Here is a 17,849-nt window from a genome sequence, read left to right as displayed (position 1 = left end):
AGTATGACAATGGGCCCCACCCCCGGCCATAGCCAACACCACCCCACCGCCGGCACCAGTCGCACCGCGGCCAAGGCGCAAAACCGGACGCGGCCCCAACGCTCCGCCGGGTCCAGTGCACACCACCCTGCCCCGGGCGTCGCGTTGGTCGCGGATCTCATCGCTGTGGCCCTCTTCGCCCTGATGGCCCGCATCGCGCACAACTCCCCCGAGATGCCGCTGAGCGTCCTGGGCTGGCTGAACACGGCCTGGCCCTTCATGCTCGGAACGCTGCTGGGCTGGGGCATCCTGTGGTTCAGCGGGGCACGCGGACGCAGCGGGTTCGACCTCTCCTCCGCGGCGACGATCTGGGCCGCCACCCTCGTGACTGGGCTGGTGATCTGGGGCATCGGCAACCACCGGATCCCCCACTGGTCCTTCATCGTCGTGGCCGGGGTAATGAGCGCACTGCTGCTGTTGGGCTGGCGCCTGGGGGCCTCACTGCTGCGGCGCAACCGGTAATTCCACAGCGTTCACACGGAGTACACCCGACGGCCACCGCGAATTAGGACGGGCTGGCTAGCGTGATCCTCGACGCCGCGACGAAGAGGAGCACTCATGGGTCTCATTGGCCGCAACCTGCTGAAGAACATGGACTTCACGTCCAGCCGCTCGCACCGCACCTGCGTGTACAAGTGCGGCGATGCCTGTTCCAAGCCAATCCCGAACGAATCCGATAACCCATACTTCGGGGACATCGTCAGCAAGGCCTTCTCCCGCCGCGCCGCACTGCAAGCCGGCGGGGCCGCAGTTGTCACCGTGGGCGGCGCCAGCTTCCTGGCCGCATGCTCGGATGACAAGGGCTCCGGGGGATCCTCCTCCGAGGCGGCCAGCGGATCCTCCTCCTCCGCGGCGGGCAAGGACGTCGCCACGCCGCAGGGCCTGAACTTCGACATGGTCAAGCCCAACAAGGAGGACAAGGTCGTTGTACCCGACGGTTACTCCTCCGACGTTGTCATCCGGTGGGGCGACCCGGTCGTGGAGGGGGCCGGCGAGTGGTCCGTGGACAAGCAGACGCCGGAGGACGCCGAAAAGCAGTTCGGCTTCAACAACGACTTCGCCGCCCTGCTGCCCATCCCCGGCGAGAACAACAAGTTCCTGCTCGTGAGCAACCACGAGTACACCACGCCCCAGCAGATGTTCAAGGGTTACGACGCGAAGAACCCCACCGAGGAGCAGGTCCGCATCGAATGGGCTAGCCACGGCCTGTCCATTGTGGAAGTGGAGGGCAACGACAAGGACGGCCGCCTCAGGCCCGTGATGGGCCAGTACAACCGGCGCATCCACATGAAGACCCCCTTCAGCATCGGCGGACCCCTGGCTGGCAAGGACCTGGTGAAGACCAGCTCCGACCCCAGCGGCCAGACCGTCATCGGCACACTCAACAACTGCTCCGGCGGCGTGACCCCCTGGGGGACCATCCTGTCCGGTGAGGAAAACGTGGACCAGTACTTCGCCGGGGGCGAAAAGGTCAGCGATGAGAAGGCCAAGAAGCGCTACAAGCGCTACGGCATCGAGGACGCCGAAACCCACCGCAAGTGGGAGCGCTTCGACAAGCGCTTCGACGTGACCAAGGAGCCCAACGAGCCGCACCGCTTTAACTACGTGGTGGAGATCAACCCCTGGGACCCCAACTCCACCCCCGTGAAGCACACCGCCATGGGCCGCTTCAAGCACGAGGGCGCCAACATCCACGTCACCGGAGACGGCACCGTCGTGGCCTACTCCGGGGACGATTCCCGCTTCGAGTACCTCTACAAGTTCGTTTCCTCCGGCAAGATGCGGTCCGGAAATACCGCCGAGGACCGGGCAGAGAACATGAAGCTGCTGGACCAGGGCACCCTGTACGTGGCCACCTTCGAGGGCAACTCCGACGACTTCAAGGAGTCCGGCAAGCTGCCGGAGGACGGCAAGTACGACGGCACCGGCAAGTGGATCAAGCTGGCCACCTCCAAGGCCGATGGCACCGTGGAATCCCACGTGGACGGCATGAGCGGCGAAGAGGTGCTGGTCTTCACCCGCATGGCTGGCGACAAGGTAGGCGCCACCAAGATGGACAGGCCGGAGGACGTCGAGCCACACCCCACGACCGGCAAGGTCTACGCCGCCCTGACCAACAACAAGTACCGCGGTGCCGCCCGCCCCGGTAAAGACGATGCAGACATCGCCGAATGGGCTCCCATCAAGGAAAACAAGAACGGCCTCGTACTGGAGCTCACCGACAACTTCGCCGGGGAGGACTTCACCTGGGACCTCCTGCTGGTCTGCGGGGACCCCAAGGAAGCCGAGACCTACTTCGGTGGCTTCGACAAGAGCAAGGTCTCCCCGATCTCCTGCCCGGACAACGTCACCTTCGACAGCTTCGGCAACCTGTGGATCGCCACCGACGGCAACGCCCTCGAGTCCAACGACGGCCTGTTCGCCGTGGCGCTGGAAGGCAACGCGCGCGGCATGACCAAGCAGTTCCTCACCGTGCCGAAGGACGCCGAGACCTGCGGCCCCCTCGTGTTCGAAAAGCGCGTGCTAGTCAACGTGCAGCACCCCGGTGAGGACGAAGAGGCCAGCGTGGAAAGCACCTCCTCCCACTGGCCGGATGGCGGCAACTCCCTGGCCCGCCCCGCCACCGTCGTGGCGTGGAAGAACGACATGGGCACCATCGGCGCCTAAGTCCTACCGCAGGGTCCGCCACTTTGCTGGGCGGGTCCTTTCGGCGGGCAGGCCCTTTCGGTTTGCCCGATTGCGCACCAATTCACCACAATGGGGCTATGCCCGTTTCAGCCCAAAAGCACAATCCCAAGGGCCTTGCCTCCGGAAAATCCGGCTATGCACGGGCGCTGATTGCTGCCCTATGTGCCGGGCTGGCATCCTTCAATGCGATGTACGTGACCCAAGCGGTCCTACCTAGTCTCTCCCAGGACTTCGGGGTATCCCCCACCATTGCCGCGCTCTCCGTCTCCGCGACCACCGGCGGCCTGGCGCTGGCGGTGATCCCGGTGGGCATCATCTCCGAACGCTTCGGCCGCTATCGGGTTCTGCAGATCTCCGTCCTCGTTGCCACCCTGCTGAGCTTTCTGGTGGCCGTGGCCCCCGGGATGGGCAGCATCATCGCCATCCGCGCTGTTCAGGGGCTTGCCGTGGCCGGTGTCCCGGCGGTCATGATGACTTATCTCGCGGAGGAGATCCACTCCAAACACCTGCCGCGGGTGATGGGTTTCTACATCGCGGGGACGACCATTGGCGGACTGCTGGGGCGCATCATCCCCGGCGTTTTCCTCGAATTCGCCAGTTGGCGGGTGGCCGTCGCCGCGAGCGCGCTCTTTTCTGTGGCAACGGCCGCCCTTACCGCGTGGGTTCTCCCCCGATCCGCCAATTTTCGGCCGAAGAAGATCACCATTTTGCACGAGCTCGCCGCGTTTCAGGGCCATTTCGCCAACCCGATTTTGCTGCGGCTTTTCCTCATCCCATTCCTCATCATGGGGACCTTCGTTTCCCTATATAACTACTTGGGCTACCGGTTAAGTTCGGAATTTGGCTTGGCTCCTTCCCTGGCCGCTTTTGCCTTTCTGCTATACCTCTCCGGCACGTGGTCTTCCGCCCGGGCTGGCGTGATGGTGCAGAAGTGGGGGCGCGGGAAGGTGCTGGCCCTTTCCACGCTTCTTAGCGTAGTGGGCTTGGTTGCGTTGTTGCCGCCCTTTTTGGTGACGACGCTGATAGCCGCGCTCCTCTTCACCGCGTCCTTTTTCGCCGCGCATTCCGTGGCCAGTGGCTGGGTTGGGGCCGCGGCAACGAAGGATCGAGCGGAGGCCTCCAGCACGTACATCCTGAGCTACTACCTGGGCTCCTGCTTCCTGGGGGGTCTCTCCGGAGAGTTCTTCCAGCTCGGGTGGGGGACCTTTGTGGCTTGGCTGGCGGGACTGACGGCCGTTGCCTTTGTGTTCGCCACTGGGGTGTGGCGGCGCGCCTCCGCCGCTGCGCGCAAAACGGCGCCCGCTGGTAACGCGGGCGCCTGAGGGCGCGTGGAGGCTAGCCAGCCGTAAGCTGACACGGCCGCCGCGCCCCAGCTACTGCATCTTGGAGACGATCTGCTGCGCAGCGTTGCGCACGCCCGGGTGGGCCATGTGCATCGTCAAGTTGTACTGCGGGGTCTGGTTATCCAGCACGCCCGCCACCCACGCTTCGCCACCGGGGGCACAAGTGTCATGACCCTTGGTCTGGTTACGCAGGTCCAGGAACACTGCACCGGCCCCGGCGTGACGCTCCGCCGCAGTCCGGGACTGCTCGAACAACTGGCGCTCGGCCTCCTGCACGATGGGGAACGGCAGTTCCGTCGGGGGCAGGCCGTTGATCCGGATGGCACACAGCCCGGCGCGGTCGTTGGTGATGGAAGGGTAGGAGGTAAAGATGACCCGTGCGGCGGGGGCGGCCTTCTTGATCTTGTCGAAAGCCCGGTCGTAGGACAGCGCAGCGGCGACGTTATCGATCGGGGCGGGGGTGCGGTACGTGTCGTTCGCACCGATCATGATGGGAACGTTTAGCGTGTTTCCGTTCAGCTTGCCGTCTGCGATGGCCTGGTCAATCTCGTTTTCTAGCGTGTAACCGGGCAGGTAAAGCTGGGTCCCGTTGCAGGAGTAGTCATCCACCTGGGTTCCGCCGGACTGTGCGCTGATTTCGGTAGCAACGCGGTAGTCGCCCCTGATGCACTGCGGGCCGCCATTGAGCCGAGTATCGATGAGCTGGGCGATGGAGGTGTTGGCGAAGTAGCTGTCGCCAAACAGCACGGTGTTGCCCCTCGCGGCCTGCGCTGCCGGGGCGGCGGCGAACGTAGTCGCAGCAGTTGTGGCCGTAGCGACAACCGCAGTCAAAATCCTGGAAAACTTCTTCATGTTCTTCTTTCTGATTGGTAGCGACCACTGCCGGTTGCCGCCGTCCGTTCTCTACGCCGAGTTACCCATATGACGGGGCCTTCGCCGTCGCTGGCGCCTCGGGCATTGATTCCAATATCGTCTGGCAGAGCCAAAATCTTACCCTCGGGACCACAGAGGCCTCGAATATCCGGATTCTTCCTGCTCAGACCGTCGCGGATTTCTTCGTACCTGCCGGCATGGGCAGTTTGCGTGGCATGACCTTACCCGTTGGATTACGAGGCAAGGATTCCATGAAGATCACGTCGCGGGGTACAGAGTGCTCCGCGAGTTCGTTGCGGACCCACTGCTGAACCGACTCTTTGGTCAGCTCGCGCCCTGCCTCGGTGTCGTCCTTGACTACCCACACCGCCAGCCGTGCGAAGGTCTCCTCGTCCTCCACTCCCTGGACAAAAAGATCCCTGATTCCTGGCATCGAGTGGAGCGCTTCCTCAACCGAGCGAGGGTAGACGTTCTCTCCGCCGACGATGATCATGTCGTCTATGCGACCGAGAACGACCAAATTTCCTCGATCGTCGATGAAGCCCCGATCGCCAATTTCCATCAATCCTCTTCTCACGACCATCTTTTCTCGGTCGCGTTCTAGGGCGTACCGACGCATTGACATCGCACCTCTGCAATGAATCTTCCCTGGCACGTTCGGGGGTAGGACTCTCCCCTGGTCATCCAAAACCCTCATCCGTACGCACCTCAAGGGCTTGCCGACTGTCTCCGGCCTATTCGCGACGTCGTCCGCGGTAGCAATGGTACATACAGAGTTTTCAGTCGACCCGTAAAGATTGCTCACAATCGGGCCAAACTTGGCGATTAAGCTACTTGCCAAATCTGCATGTAGCGCGTTTCCCGACGAAACCACAAACTTAACACTGGAAACATCACTATCGCGATCCAACGCAACTCGCAACTGCTCCTTGATAAAAATCGGGGAGGTCACGATTCCTTCCGGTCTAAACTCCGCGAGATCATCCATTGCTTGTTCCGGATTAAAGTGGCGCCTCAGAATCACTGTAGCCCTGTGGGCCATAGCTATGTTGATATTCGCCCAGCCCCACGAGTGGAAAATGCTGGCTGATTGCTGGATGATTATCTCCGACCGCCACGGGATTCTTTTCGCGATATCCGCTACAGGTGTGGGAGCTATCGGCTCCCGATGGACAACTCCCTTCGGAGTGCCCGAGGTGCCTGAGCTCATGATGGTAATTGGCCCTTCTTTCGGCCGGATGGGCAGCTTCTGTTCTCCGGATCCGGGAGCTCGTTCGATAAGTTGCTGAAAAGTCAACCAGTCACGATGATCAGTCCGCGGGTTGGAAAGATCATCTGCATGACCGATCATCACATTGCAGTAATCGAAATCCGATGGAAGCAGCTCGACGAACTCTTCGTCGAGTACAAGGAGGTCTATTCCGTATTCTTCGATGGACTTTACAAGTTGGCTCGATGATGCGGCGACATTGAACAGGAAGATATTCGCCCCGATGAAGCCTTTAGCGCCAAGCATATAGATCGGCACGCGACTATTCCGAAGCATGACCGCAATATTGGTTCCTTTCCCATATCCCTGCTGGCATAGAGATCGAGACAAAGCCATCACGTCATCGCGCATCTCTTTGTATGTCACTTGACCCAAGTCGTCGATGATCGCCACTTTGTTTGGCGCGGCTTCCGCGGCGTAACGAACCTGTCGAGCAGCAGTGAAACCATACCGCAAAACCGTGACGACAAGTTCCTTTTTCATCTTCAAGCCGCCCGTGCGGACCACCATGCCCGAATTGAGGACTCCCCAAAGGCCAGTGAGTATAGCGTAACCCTCTACGGCTAGCCCTTCGAGGGTGTAATACGCGTCTTGCAGCCTTTTTTTCTTCAACACCTTCGATAGCATACTAGAGAACTCTCCTTTCTTGAGCTGGTGCCCATAATCCCTCGAGCGGTCTTGACTTCAGAGCTAGCAACCGTACACCTGTGGCTGTTGTTCAGCTCGGACCATCAGTGGTTCCAACGCCTGACGATAGGGCACAGGACCCCTGGGCGTGGACGACTTCACATTTTTCACACAAACTAACTGTTCGATTCATGGGTTTGTTACGGATAACTGGGGGCATTCGCCTGGAACTACCCCCCAAGGTGTTGCCGTGCCTTAGTGGACTTGGGCCGCAGACAATCCGCGCCCGCTGATGGATGCGACGCCGGCCTAGGCCCCACTACCTACATGGGAAGGATGTTGTGCTTCTTCGTCGAGTCCACCACCCGCTTACCACGCAATTGCCGGAGGGCCTGGCGCAGGCGCACCCGCGTCTCCTCGGGCACGATCACCCCGTCCAGGTAGCCCCGCTCGGCGGCGACATAGGGGCTGGTCATGTTGGCGTTGTAGAAGTCCAGGAACATCTTCTTCGCCGCCGACCGCTTCTCCGGGGGCATCGCGGCCAGCTCCTTGCCCTTCATCATGAGCACGGCGGCCTCCGCCCCCATGACGGCGATCTGTGCCGTGGGCCAGGCGAAGTTCACATCCGCCCCCATGTTCTTACTGCCCATAACGGCGTAACCCCCACCGAAGGCTTTTCGTACGATCACCGTGAGTTTAGGAACACTGGCCTCCGCCAGCGCGAAGGCTAGCTTGGCCCCGCGGTGGATTAAGCCCGCGCGTTCCTGCTCCGAGCCCGGCATGTAACCGGGGGTGTCGGTGACGAAGACGATGGGGATGTTGTAGGCATCGCAGATGCGAATGAACCGAGCGGCCTTCTCCGCAGCGTCCGCGTCCAGGCACCCCGCCAAGACCATGGGCTGGTTGGCCACCACCCCCACGGTTTTGCCGTCGATACGGGCGAAGGCCGTGGTGACGTTCGGCCCGTAATCGTCCTGGATCTCCAACACGTTGTCATCATCGAAGATGCGGGTGAGCACCTCCATGATGTCGTAACCCGCGTTGGGATCATCTGGAATGACGTGGTTCAGCTCGAGGTCCTGCTCGGTGATCTCGTCGCCGGGGGCCCAGAACTCCGGGGGATCGTCGAAGGCGGAGGATGGCAGGAAGTCCACGAGGTCCTTCACGTAGTTGAAGGCCTCCTCCTCGCTGACCGCGACGTGAGAGACGTTGCCGTTGCGGGCCTGCTGCCGGGCCCCACCGAGCTCCTCCATGGAAATCTTCTCCCCGGTCACGGACTCGATCACGGCCGGCCCGGTGACGAACATCTGGGTGCGCCCCTCCACAGCGATGACGAAGTCCGTGATGATCGGTGCGTACACGGCCCCGCCCGCGGAGGGCCCCAACAGGATGGAGATCTGCGGGCTCTGCCCGGACAGCGGGATCTGGCGACTCGCAATCTCCGAGTACATCGCCAGGGATGTCACCGCGTCCTGGATGCGGGCACCGCCGGAATCGTTAATGCCGATGATGGGGCACCCGGTGCGGGCGGCCATGTCCATGACCTCGCACACCTTTTTGCCAAAGGTCTCCCCCACGCTCCCGCCGTACACGGATTTGTCGTGGGCATACACCGCGACGGGTCGGCCGTTGATTCGTCCGTAGCCGGTGACCACGCCGTCGCCATAAGGGGCTGTGGGGTCCCCGGGGGCCTGCCCGAGGGCGCCGATCTCCATGAAGCTGCCCTCGTCCACCAGGGCGTCAATGCGCTGCCGGGGGGTGCTCAGCCCGGCTTCGTCCCGCTTAGCCTTGGCCTTCTCCGAGCCGGGATCCTGGGCCTGTTCCAGCCGCCGGTTGAGCTCGGCGATCTTCTGTGCCGTAGAGCCGGCAGCCGCTCCCAGCGCTGCGCCCCCAGCCGCAGCCGACGTGGCAGTTGCTCCTTCATCCGTCACGGACGTGTTGTCCTTATCTGCGCTTGTATTACTCACCCTCGCGGCCTCCCCTAGCTGCCCGCCTGGATGTGGCGGGTGATCACGTCTCCGATGGTCCCGATGTCCGGTTCGTCCACGATGGCCAGGTGGTCCCCATCCAGGTGGATGATCTCCAGGTCCTCCACGATGGCGGACCACCCGCCGTCCTCGGCGACGTCTCGGTAGGCCGGTTCCAGCTCGATGGCCCCGTCGTGCATCTTGCTGGCTCGGAACAGGGTCACCGGCGCGGCGACGTCTTCCCAGCTAGTGAAGTCCAGGCCCTCCAGGATACGGTTGTCCACGAAGCTGGCTCGCTGGTGTTCTAGCACTCCTGCGGGCAGCCCCAGCCCACCGGCCAGTTCCGGGGAGCTGAGCATCTGCTGGAACATGTCCATCATCACCTGCTCGCCCTGTTGGTCCAGCAGGTCGTGGGGCACGGCGAGGTTCAACCCGTAAGTGCGGTTGGCGAACTGGGCGTAGCGATCCCAGCGGGCGTGCATCTCCTCCGGCGTGTCTGGGGCCGGGTGGCGTGGCTGCACGGTGTCCAACAACACGATCCGCTGGATCTCGACGGGCGTCGCCCCGTCCAGCGCGCGCAGTTGGTGGGCCACCTCCATCGCCAGCGCACCGCCGAAGGACCAGCCCACGAGGATCACCGGCTTGCCTGCAGCGAGCCGTTGGATGTCCGGAACATAGCTGGCGGCCCGTTCGGTGAAGGCACCCTCGCGCCGCTCCACCCCGTAGACGGGGACGTGGGCGGGTAGTCGCCGGGCTAGCGGCTGGAATACTGCCGAGGATCCGCCCGCCGGGTGGAACACGAACACCGCAGGGCTGGGGCGTTGCTCCCCGCCGTCGCGGCGTTCCCGGAGGACGCGGATGTTGCCGTCCACCTCCGTTTCCAGGCTGTCCCGGACGAGGCTGGCCAGGTCCGCGAGTGTTCCCGCGCGTTGCACATCGGCGGCGGTGATGTCCGCCCCGGAGCGCTCCCCCAGGCGTTCAGCCAGGGCCGCGGCGGTGGGTTCGTCGATCTCCGGCAGCGGCGCGGTCACCCCCGGCAGCGCGGATCCGGTGATCTTCGCCCAGGTTCCGAAGGCCAGGCGCTCGGAGGCGTCCCGGGGGGCCACCCTGGCGGTGGCGGTGGTCTCTGGCTGCTGGCCTGCGGTGTTATTCCTTGGGGACGCCACCTCCGGGACCTCGCGCTCCTGTCCACCTGCGCCCTCATCTGTGATGGCCGGTGCCGGGGCGGGTTGCTCCGCGGCGGTCTGCGCCGAAACACCCTGCTCCGCGACGGCCTGCTCCACCATCCGAATGACGTCGTCCACCGACCCGTCTCGCAGGGCCTGGACTTGCAATTGGGGGATGTTGAAGGCATGCTCCACGCGGTTTTTGATCCGCATTCCCATAAGGGAATCCAGGCCAAGGTCGATAAGGGGAAGCTCGCCGGGCAGATCGTCGGCGTCGTATCCCATGGACTCGCTGATGATGGACCGCAGGCGATCCCCTACGCTCTCCCCGGACTCCGGGCTCCACCGGCCGGGTTCCGCCGCGGCCGCGCTCGCCGCAAAAGAGGTGGGTTCGCTACTCTCCGGCCCGCTGGAGGTGGGACTGGTAGCGGAGGTGGTGGAGGCGCTGGGGGAGGTGGCGTCCCCAATCGAAGAAGAAACAGCGCCCCCGACGGCGCCGGACTCCACGGCACCGGACTGGGCAGATGCCCCGGAGGTGGGGATGAAGGCCTCCCCCGCCAGGGTGAACGCGCCCTCCTCGGCAGCACCATGCACGGAGATTGCCCAGCCCCCCACCGTGGGGGTAGCCAGCACGCTGAGCTGCCCGGCCGGGGGCAGGCCGGAAGCCTCCCGGACCACAGGGGAGCCGGCGGTCTCGGCGGCATTGGCGGTATCGGCGCCCGCCAGGACGTCGGCGACAGAGCTGGCCAGAGTCAGCAGGGAGGGCACCTTCTGCGCTGCAACGGAGAAAGCCACCCGCCCGTCGGGCAGGTCCACCCGGTTGCCGATCATCCCCCGATCGCGGTGCGCCGCGGGGCGGGCTTGGGTCCAGAAGTGCTGATTGCGCCACCGCACCCCGGGCACGGGAGCATACTCCCCTGCCCCGGCGATGGCCGTGAAGTCCACGTCCGCACCGCAGACGTACAGCTGCCCCACTGCGCGCAACACGGTCTGGGCGTCCGGCTCATCCCGCTTGAGCAGGTGCAGCGCCGTCGGCTCCACCACCCCGTGAGCAGCACCCACCTGCAGCACCGGCATGAGGGCCACCGGGTGCGGGGAGAACTCGACCAACGTGGTGTAGCCCTCCTTGAACTGCTGACCCACGGCCTGCTCCAGGTGGACCGGCTGGCGGGTGCAGCGAATGAAGTAATCGGCCTCGTGGGCGACCTCCCCCGGCTGGTACACGCGGCCGGGATCTACCGTGGAATACAGCGGGACCTGCAGGGGAAGGGCTTCGATGCCCTCGATTTCGAAGGACAGCTCCCCCAGGATGGGATCCAGCATGGAGGTGTGCCCGGCCCCCTTGACCGGGAGCATGCGGGCGAAGGACCCGGACTCGCTGACCCGCTCCACCAGCGCGGACACAGCCGGGCGCGGGCCGCCCACCGTGGTCATGCCGGGGGAGGCGAACACCGCGGGCTCCACGCCGGCCAGTTCCCCGTGCTGGGAGGTGAGCTCCTCCACCTGTTCGGCGCTGAGCTCCACAACGGCCATGGCCCCCTGTTTGTCCTCCGGGGTCTGGGCCTCCAGCTCCCCCATCAGCCGGGAGCGGTGGCAGGCGACGAGCAGCGCGTCCTCGCGGCTCAACCCGCCCGCGGCGTAGGCGGCGGCGATCTCCCCCATGGACTGGCCCACAACGGCGGCCGGGGTCACGCCCATGTGGCGCAGCAGATCCACCAGAGCCATCTGGATGCAGGTGATCCCCACCTGCGCCGATTCGGTGTCGTAGCGCTGGTCGCCCGCGCGGATCTTCTCCAGGATGGACCAGCCGGATTCGCGGGTGACGATCGCGTCCATGGCCGCGATCGAATCGGCGAAGGCCGGGGAGGCAGCCAGCAGCTCGGTGGCCATCGCCGGGTGCTGGGAGCCGAAGCCGGAGAACACCCACACCGCGCCCATCGTGGCGGGGGCGTCCTGAGCCAGGGCAAGGGCGGGGAACGTTGCCGGGTGGCCCTCACTGGTGTGGCCCTCACCGGTGCTGCCATCACCGGAGCGGCTCTCACCAGTACGGCCCTCCGCCAGGCGGGTGAGGCCCTCTACCGCACCGTCGTGATCGGTGGCCAGGACAACTCCCCGGGATCGCCCGTGATTGCGGCCCGCGAGGGTGCGGGCGACGGCACCCAAGTCCGCAGAGCTGTGCTGGGCCAACCAGTCGCGAACGCTCTCGGCGGCCTCGCGGCGCCGGGAGGGCAGCATGCCGGAGACGGGTAGGAGGGCAGAGGCACCCGAGTCCGGGGAGAAGGCCGGGCGGCGATCCTGCCGCGCGGCATCCTCCCGCTCGCTATCCCGCGCGGCAGTATCCGCCGAGGTCTTCGGTGCAGCAGCATCCGGCGCGACGATCACGACGTGCGCGTTCGTCCCCCCGAAACCAAACCCGGACACGCCCGCCACGGGGTGACCCGAATATTCCGGCCATTCCCGGGCATCCTCCACGACCTCCAGGTGCTGGCCCGCAAAGTCGATGTAGGGGTTGGGTCCGCTGTAGTTCAGGGAGGGCGGCACCAGGCCCTCCCGCATAGCCAGGGCCACTTTCATCACGCCCGCAACACCCGCAGCCGCCTCCGTATGACCGAAGTTCGTCTTCACGCTGCCCAGCAGGGTGGGTTCCCGCTCCGTCCGACCCTGCCCGAGCACCGCACCCAAAGCGGTGGCCTCAATGGGGTCCCCCAGGATCGTCCCGGTGCCGTGTGCCTCGACGTAGTCCACGGTCCCCGGGTCCACGCCGGCGTCCGCGTAGGCCGCCCGCAGCACATCCACCTGCGCGTCCGGATTCGGCGCGGTCAGGCCGTTGGAGCGGCCGTCGGAGTTCACCGCGGAGCCCTTGATCACCGCGTAGATGTCGTCCCCATCGCGCTTGGCATCGCCCAGCCGCTTGAGGATCACCACCCCCGCCCCGTCCGAGCGCACGATGCCGTCCGCGTCCTCCGAGAACGCTCGGATCGCGCCCGTGGGGCTGAGCACCCCCAGCTCGGAGAAAGCCACGGTTGCAAAGGGGCTGGCCAGCAGGTTCACCCCGGCAGCCACGGCCACGGCGGAGTCCCCATCGCGCAGGGACCGCACGGCGTGGTGGATGGCCACCAGCGAGGAGGAACAGGCAGTGTCCATCGCCACACTGGGCCCGCGGAAGTCGAAGACGTAGGACAGCCGGTTGGCTACAACCGCCGTGGAGTTGCCCGTCAGCGCGTAGGGGTGGGCTTGCTCGGAATCCCCCGCGATGAGCATGGCGTAATCATTGTTGGTGGTTCCCACGAACACGCCGACGTTCCGGCCGCGCAGCGTGTTGGCGGGGATGTGGGCGTGCTCCAGTGCCTCCCACGTCAACTGCAGCAAAATCCGCTGCTGGGGGTCCATGTTGGTGGCCTCCACTGGGGAGAGGCCGAAGAATTCAGCGTCGAATCCCGCCAGGTCCGGCAGGTATCCCCCGGTCAGCCTGGCCTGGGCCATGCGGCGGCGCATTGCCTCGTCGCCCTCGTATTCCGACCAGCGCCCCTCAGGCAGATCACCGATTCCTGCGCGGGATCCCAGCAACATGTCCCACATCTGCTGGAGGTCTTCGGCCCCGGGGTAGCGCGCAGCCATGCCGACGATGGCGATGTCCCGGTCATCCGGGTCCACCGACCCCCCGCGCGGTGTGTGGGCCCCTAAGTTCTGTCCCATGGGGTTGGACGCCAAGGCCGAGCGCCCCACACCTTGTCCCCCTGTGATGAGATAGTCCGCCAGGGCCGCGACTGTGTTGTATTCGTAGGCCACGGTGGCGTCTAGGCGCTTACCGGTGAGCCGCTCCAAATCGCCGGATAGCACCACCACATCCCGGGAAGAGAGGCCGAATTCCTCAAGCAGGCGGTGTTCCCCCACGTCTTCGACGGGGATCCCGGTGGTATTCGCCACCCAGGTTCGCAACCACTCGCGCATCTGCGAGACGGTCGTGGGCGGTGCCTGCTTGTCAGCCATGGGTCTTCGATGTGTCCTCTCGCGATGGGGGTTAGGGGGAGGGATGTGGCCCAGGGGGTTTCCGTCGGTCTGACGGCCACCGGTTCATGCTAGTACCTCTGCGCCCGGCGCCCTCGACTCCCGCGGGCTGGGCTCGCGGAAGTTCCCACCTTCCCCGGTGGACCCGTGACGATTGGTGGCTAGTCGAACTTGCCCTGGGTGTAGGCCTTCGCGGTCACCCGACGGGCGATCTTGTGGGCACTGGACCTAGGGATGCCGCCAGTGGACACAATACGCACATCTGCTGGCTGCACGCCGTGGGTCTTGGAGATGGCAGCGCGGATGGCGGTCTTGGCTTCCTCGTCCCGTGCTGGGTCGGCGGTCTCGTCCCGTTCGGCGACGACGATCAGATCCTCAACGTTCTTGCCCGGCACGGCGAAGGCTGCGATCACGCCGCGGGCAACCTGGTCGGTGGCGGCCTCCGCAGTGGCCTCGAGGTCCTGCGGGTAATGGTTGCGCCCGGCCACGATGATGAGGTCCTTCAACCGACCCGTGATGTAGGTCTCCCCGTCCACCACCACGGCCAGGTCCCCGGTACGCAGCCACGTATCCTCCGGGGCATCCCCGGCGCGGGAGCCCTCCTTGAGGCGCTTGTCCATGGGCAGGGTGTTGTGGAAGGTGGCCTGGGTCTCTTCCTCACGGTCCAGATACCCGGCGGCCATGTTGTCGCCGCGGGCCCAGACTTCGCCGACGGTTCCATCCGGCAGTTCCTCCCCTGTGGTTGGGTCCACGATGGCCATCACCTGCGGGGCGCACACCTGGCCCACCGAGATGAGGGGCAGTCCGCCCTCCGCCTCCGGCTCAACCTTGCGGGCCGTTCCCTGGGCCAGCTCCTCGCGATCCAACCACGCCAGTACTGGCCGCGAGTCGGTCTGCGGCGTCGTAACAATCAGAGAGGCCTCCGCCAAACCATAGGACGGGCGCATGGCATCGCGCCGAAAACCGTAGGGCTCAAACACCTCCAGAAAGCGGTTCACGCTGGCACGGGTTACTGGCTCCGAGCCATTGATGAGGCCTTCTACGCCGGAAAGGTCTAGGTCCTTCAGCTCCGCCACCTCCGCGGGGTTCGAGTACCGGCTCGCAAGTTCCAGGGCGAAGTTTGGCACAACGGCGTAAACGTGCTCTTCGTCGTAAAGGCGACGTAGCTGGCGCACCCACCGCGTCGGGTCCTGAATGAAATCTCTCGGGCTCATGAGGTCGAAGGGAATACCCAAGATGGTGACAAACGCCGCGATGATAATGCCCATGTCGTGGTGCAGAGGCAGCCAAGTAGATAGGCGCAGCGGAGGAACAAGCTTGATGCAGCTGAAGATCTGCAGCACGTTGGTGACTATGCTGCGGTGAGTCAGGATCACGCCCGCCGGGGTGCGCGTGGAACCGGAGGTGTACTGCAAAAACGCGATGTCAGAGGCCTTCGGGGCGCTCTCTGGATCGGCGAGCATCGCCATCATCGGGTTCACCCACTCCTCCGCGAGCGAATCCGGCAGCGCGTCGACGAGGATTACCCGGGGACGCTGCCCGGCAGGGCGATCGGCGAAGAAGCTGCGCACGGCCCGGGCGGACCGCTGATTGGTGAGCACAATGGAGGGTCGGGCAGAGCCCAGCACCGCCGTCAGGTGGTCCGCGTGGCCCGGCTCCGCCGGGTCGTACAGCGGCACCGGCACCATCTTGGCGTAGATCGCGCCGAGGAAGGCGAAGACGTACTCTGGGGAGTTGTTTGCGAGGATCGCCACCCGCTCCCCCTGCTCGGCAACCTGCTGCAGGCGCACACACACGGCCTTGATGCGGGTGTTAACTTCCTGGCGGGTGTACACCCGCAGCTCACCCTCCCGCGATCGGGAGTAGTCCCAGTACCGCATGAGGGGGCTGTCCACCGTGCCCTCCATCTGGGCCATGGTGTACAACATCTCGCACATGCCGGACAGCGTTAGCTGATCCGGAACGGCGATGTTGCCCTTTTCGTCGTAGAACTGCCCCATTGCGGCACTGATATCCATGCATTCTCCCTTTCGAGCAAACTCCCACAGGCTACGGCGCTGACGTTGTGTAAGGGGAAAATGGTGAAGGTGGAGGGTCAGGCGGTAGCGCTGAGGGAAGACCGTCAACTTATGGTTGTAACCGACTAAATGTTAACGGTGTTTCGTTAACGCAGCGGCTGGTTGACCAAATCTCGTGCCCAACCCAGCACGTACTGCGGTACCGTCTGGCCGTCGACCACCGTGCCGTTGGTGGCGTACTGGGCGTGGACAGCATTCGCTCCAACCAGGTCCTGAGCTCGCTGGAGGGCATTGCCCACATCCCTCGGAGCGTCGCACACAAGGTCGGCTGGTGCACAGAAGTTGTTCACCCGGTCGTTAAGTTCCCCGAAACCATCCGGGCGGGGGCCGCGCATCGTGGCCCCAGGGATGATGCCCTGGATGAGCCCACCGACCGGGGCAAGGGCGATTTCCGCTCCCACGCCGGTGATACCCTGCTTTCCGATCAGCTTGCCCTTTGTCAGTTCCTGGCGGCCATCGGCGATGAGGGAGACACCCGCGACGGAGTCGGCCGGGACGGGACCACGACCATTGCCAATATTGCTGGAAAGGTCACCGGCGATCACGGCACCCTGGCTGAAACCCATCAACACGAATTTCGTACCCGGGCAGGCCTGGTGCGTGGCCTGTAGTTCCGCGGAAGCCCTCTGCATGCCCTCGTCGCGGGACTCGTCGTAAGTCTTCTCCTGCTGAGCGTTGAAGTTTCGGAATTGGGCGGTGTATGGCACGGTCCACACCTTCACCCGATCCGCGGATACCTCTGCCTGGAGTGGGCCAGTGATGCCCAGCATGAGGGAGTTGGGGTTGGCCTTAGGCGCATTGGGATCGTCATCTACGCGGGATTCCCAGGTGCCGGGGATGGCCACAACCTCGTAATCCACGCATCCGGGGGGATTGGTAGGGGCCGCCTGCTCCCCGGGGGGCGCCGGCTGCCCGCCGGGGGCAGCGGGTTGCTCGTTGCGGGTGGAGGCCCAGTGCACTGCCCCGGCGAGAATGACTAGGACCACAAACACCACGGCGAGGACGGTGAGGAGTTTCTTCATGCATTCCGTTCTACCCGTTGGCCGGATTAACTCAGGGCTGCGGGGCAGGGTGCGGGGGTTTTGTCAGCGAATTCGTAAGCGATCACGGTCCACCGTGGACGGCGGGCGCAGGGTTATTGCCAACGATCTACCGGCACAGATGCGCTTGCGCGGCATCCATGAGGATCTTTTGGGTCTTATCGAACTCGGTATCCGGGATCACCCCTTGAGCCTGCAGCTGGCCTGCAGCCATGCCGGTGAAGATAGTCGGGGACCCCTCCTGCTTGGCACGGCACTCAGCGCGGCCAGAAGCGATGATCTGATCCTCTAGGCCGCCCGGAGAAGATGCACCCTCAACCTTTCCAAGGTCCACCCCACCACGGCGGAGATCGGAAAGAAAATCCCGCTCCTCCGGGGACCGGGGCGCAGAGCCTGGGGCCGCCTCCACCTGTGAAACAGACCCATCCTGCGCGTCGGAGGATCCGCCGGTGGGACGGTTCTGTTCGGGGGCGGCAGGGGAGCCGCTGGCGCTCCCCGAGTCGGAGGACGCTGCGGAGCTGGCCGCCGAAGTGGACGCGACAGAACTTGCGGAGTTGTCTACCGTGCTGCCATCGCCACAACCGGCGAGGAACAGCGAAGCACCCATGGCAAGAGCAGTCAGGGCCTTAGCGGCGGTACGTCGATCGGCGTGGCGGGATGCGGCAGTCACGATTGGTTCACACGTCCTAGAGCGATATCGGGCTAATTAAAGCTGGTCGAGGAGCAGAAGCACCATTGATTCCCAGGCGA

Annotated in this window: 10 protein-coding genes; 3 read left to right on the top strand and 7 right to left on the bottom strand. The window is 64.6% G+C overall.

Annotated features, from left to right (window positions below):
* Positions 1-3: 3 nt before the first annotated feature.
* The 3 genes from CHEID_RS00755 to CHEID_RS00745 all read left to right on the top strand — a co-directional run bounded on the left by CHEID_RS00755 (position 4) and on the right by CHEID_RS00745 (position 4,049).
* Complete coding sequence (locus tag CHEID_RS00755; RefSeq protein ID WP_238599276.1) at positions 4-501, top strand: DUF3054 domain-containing protein; 498 nt, start codon at positions 4-6, stop codon at positions 499-501.
* A 96-nt stretch (positions 502-597) separates the two neighbouring features.
* A complete protein-coding gene (locus tag CHEID_RS00750) occupies positions 598-2,706 on the top strand; it encodes a PhoX family protein (RefSeq protein ID WP_112769186.1) in 2,109 nt (702 codons plus the stop codon).
* A gap of 98 nt (positions 2,707-2,804) precedes the next feature.
* Positions 2,805-4,049 (top strand): MFS transporter, encoded by a 1,245-nt coding sequence (locus CHEID_RS00745; RefSeq protein WP_112769187.1) that lies wholly within the window; start codon positions 2,805-2,807, stop codon positions 4,047-4,049.
* Between the two features lie 51 nt (positions 4,050-4,100).
* On the opposite strand, the gene CHEID_RS00740 is transcribed toward CHEID_RS00745, so the two are convergent.
* The 7 genes from CHEID_RS00740 to CHEID_RS00710 form a co-directional block, all read right to left on the bottom strand.
* A complete protein-coding gene (locus CHEID_RS00740; protein WP_112769188.1) occupies positions 4,101-4,922 on the bottom strand; it encodes an SGNH/GDSL hydrolase family protein in 822 nt (273 codons plus the stop codon).
* 184 nt (positions 4,923-5,106) lie between these two features.
* Positions 5,107-6,840 carry an AMP-binding protein gene (locus CHEID_RS00735; RefSeq protein ID WP_112769189.1) on the bottom strand — a complete coding sequence of 578 codons (1,734 nt, stop codon included), beginning with the start codon at positions 6,838-6,840 and terminating at the stop codon, positions 5,107-5,109.
* Positions 6,841-7,163: 323 nt separating this feature from the next.
* Positions 7,164-8,720 (bottom strand): acyl-CoA carboxylase subunit beta, encoded by a 1,557-nt coding sequence (locus CHEID_RS00730; protein ID WP_112769198.1) that lies wholly within the window; start codon positions 8,718-8,720, stop codon positions 7,164-7,166.
* A 101-nt stretch (positions 8,721-8,821) separates the two neighbouring features.
* The gene (pks13, locus tag CHEID_RS00725) at positions 8,822-13,963 is read right to left on the bottom strand and encodes a polyketide synthase Pks13 (RefSeq protein ID WP_112769190.1); all 5,142 of its coding nucleotides are present in this window, start codon (positions 13,961-13,963) and stop codon (positions 8,822-8,824) included.
* Between the two features lie 179 nt (positions 13,964-14,142).
* Positions 14,143-15,999, bottom strand: coding sequence for a FadD32-like long-chain-fatty-acid--AMP ligase (locus CHEID_RS00720; protein ID WP_112769191.1), 1,857 nt, complete (start codon positions 15,997-15,999; stop codon positions 14,143-14,145).
* A 146-nt stretch (positions 16,000-16,145) separates the two neighbouring features.
* Entirely contained in the window at positions 16,146-17,081 is a 936-nt protein-coding gene (locus CHEID_RS00715) for a cutinase family protein (protein ID WP_112769192.1), read from the bottom strand.
* A gap of 127 nt (positions 17,082-17,208) precedes the next feature.
* Positions 17,209-17,769, bottom strand: coding sequence for a DUF732 domain-containing protein (locus tag CHEID_RS00710; RefSeq protein ID WP_146743837.1), 561 nt, complete (start codon positions 17,767-17,769; stop codon positions 17,209-17,211).
* Between the last annotated feature and the right edge of the window lie 80 nt (positions 17,770-17,849).

It is taken from the genome of Corynebacterium heidelbergense, from assembly GCF_028609845.1.
Lineage (GTDB): Bacteria > Actinomycetota > Actinomycetes > Mycobacteriales > Mycobacteriaceae > Corynebacterium > Corynebacterium heidelbergense.
This window is presented reverse-complemented; position numbering and strand designations above follow the sequence as displayed.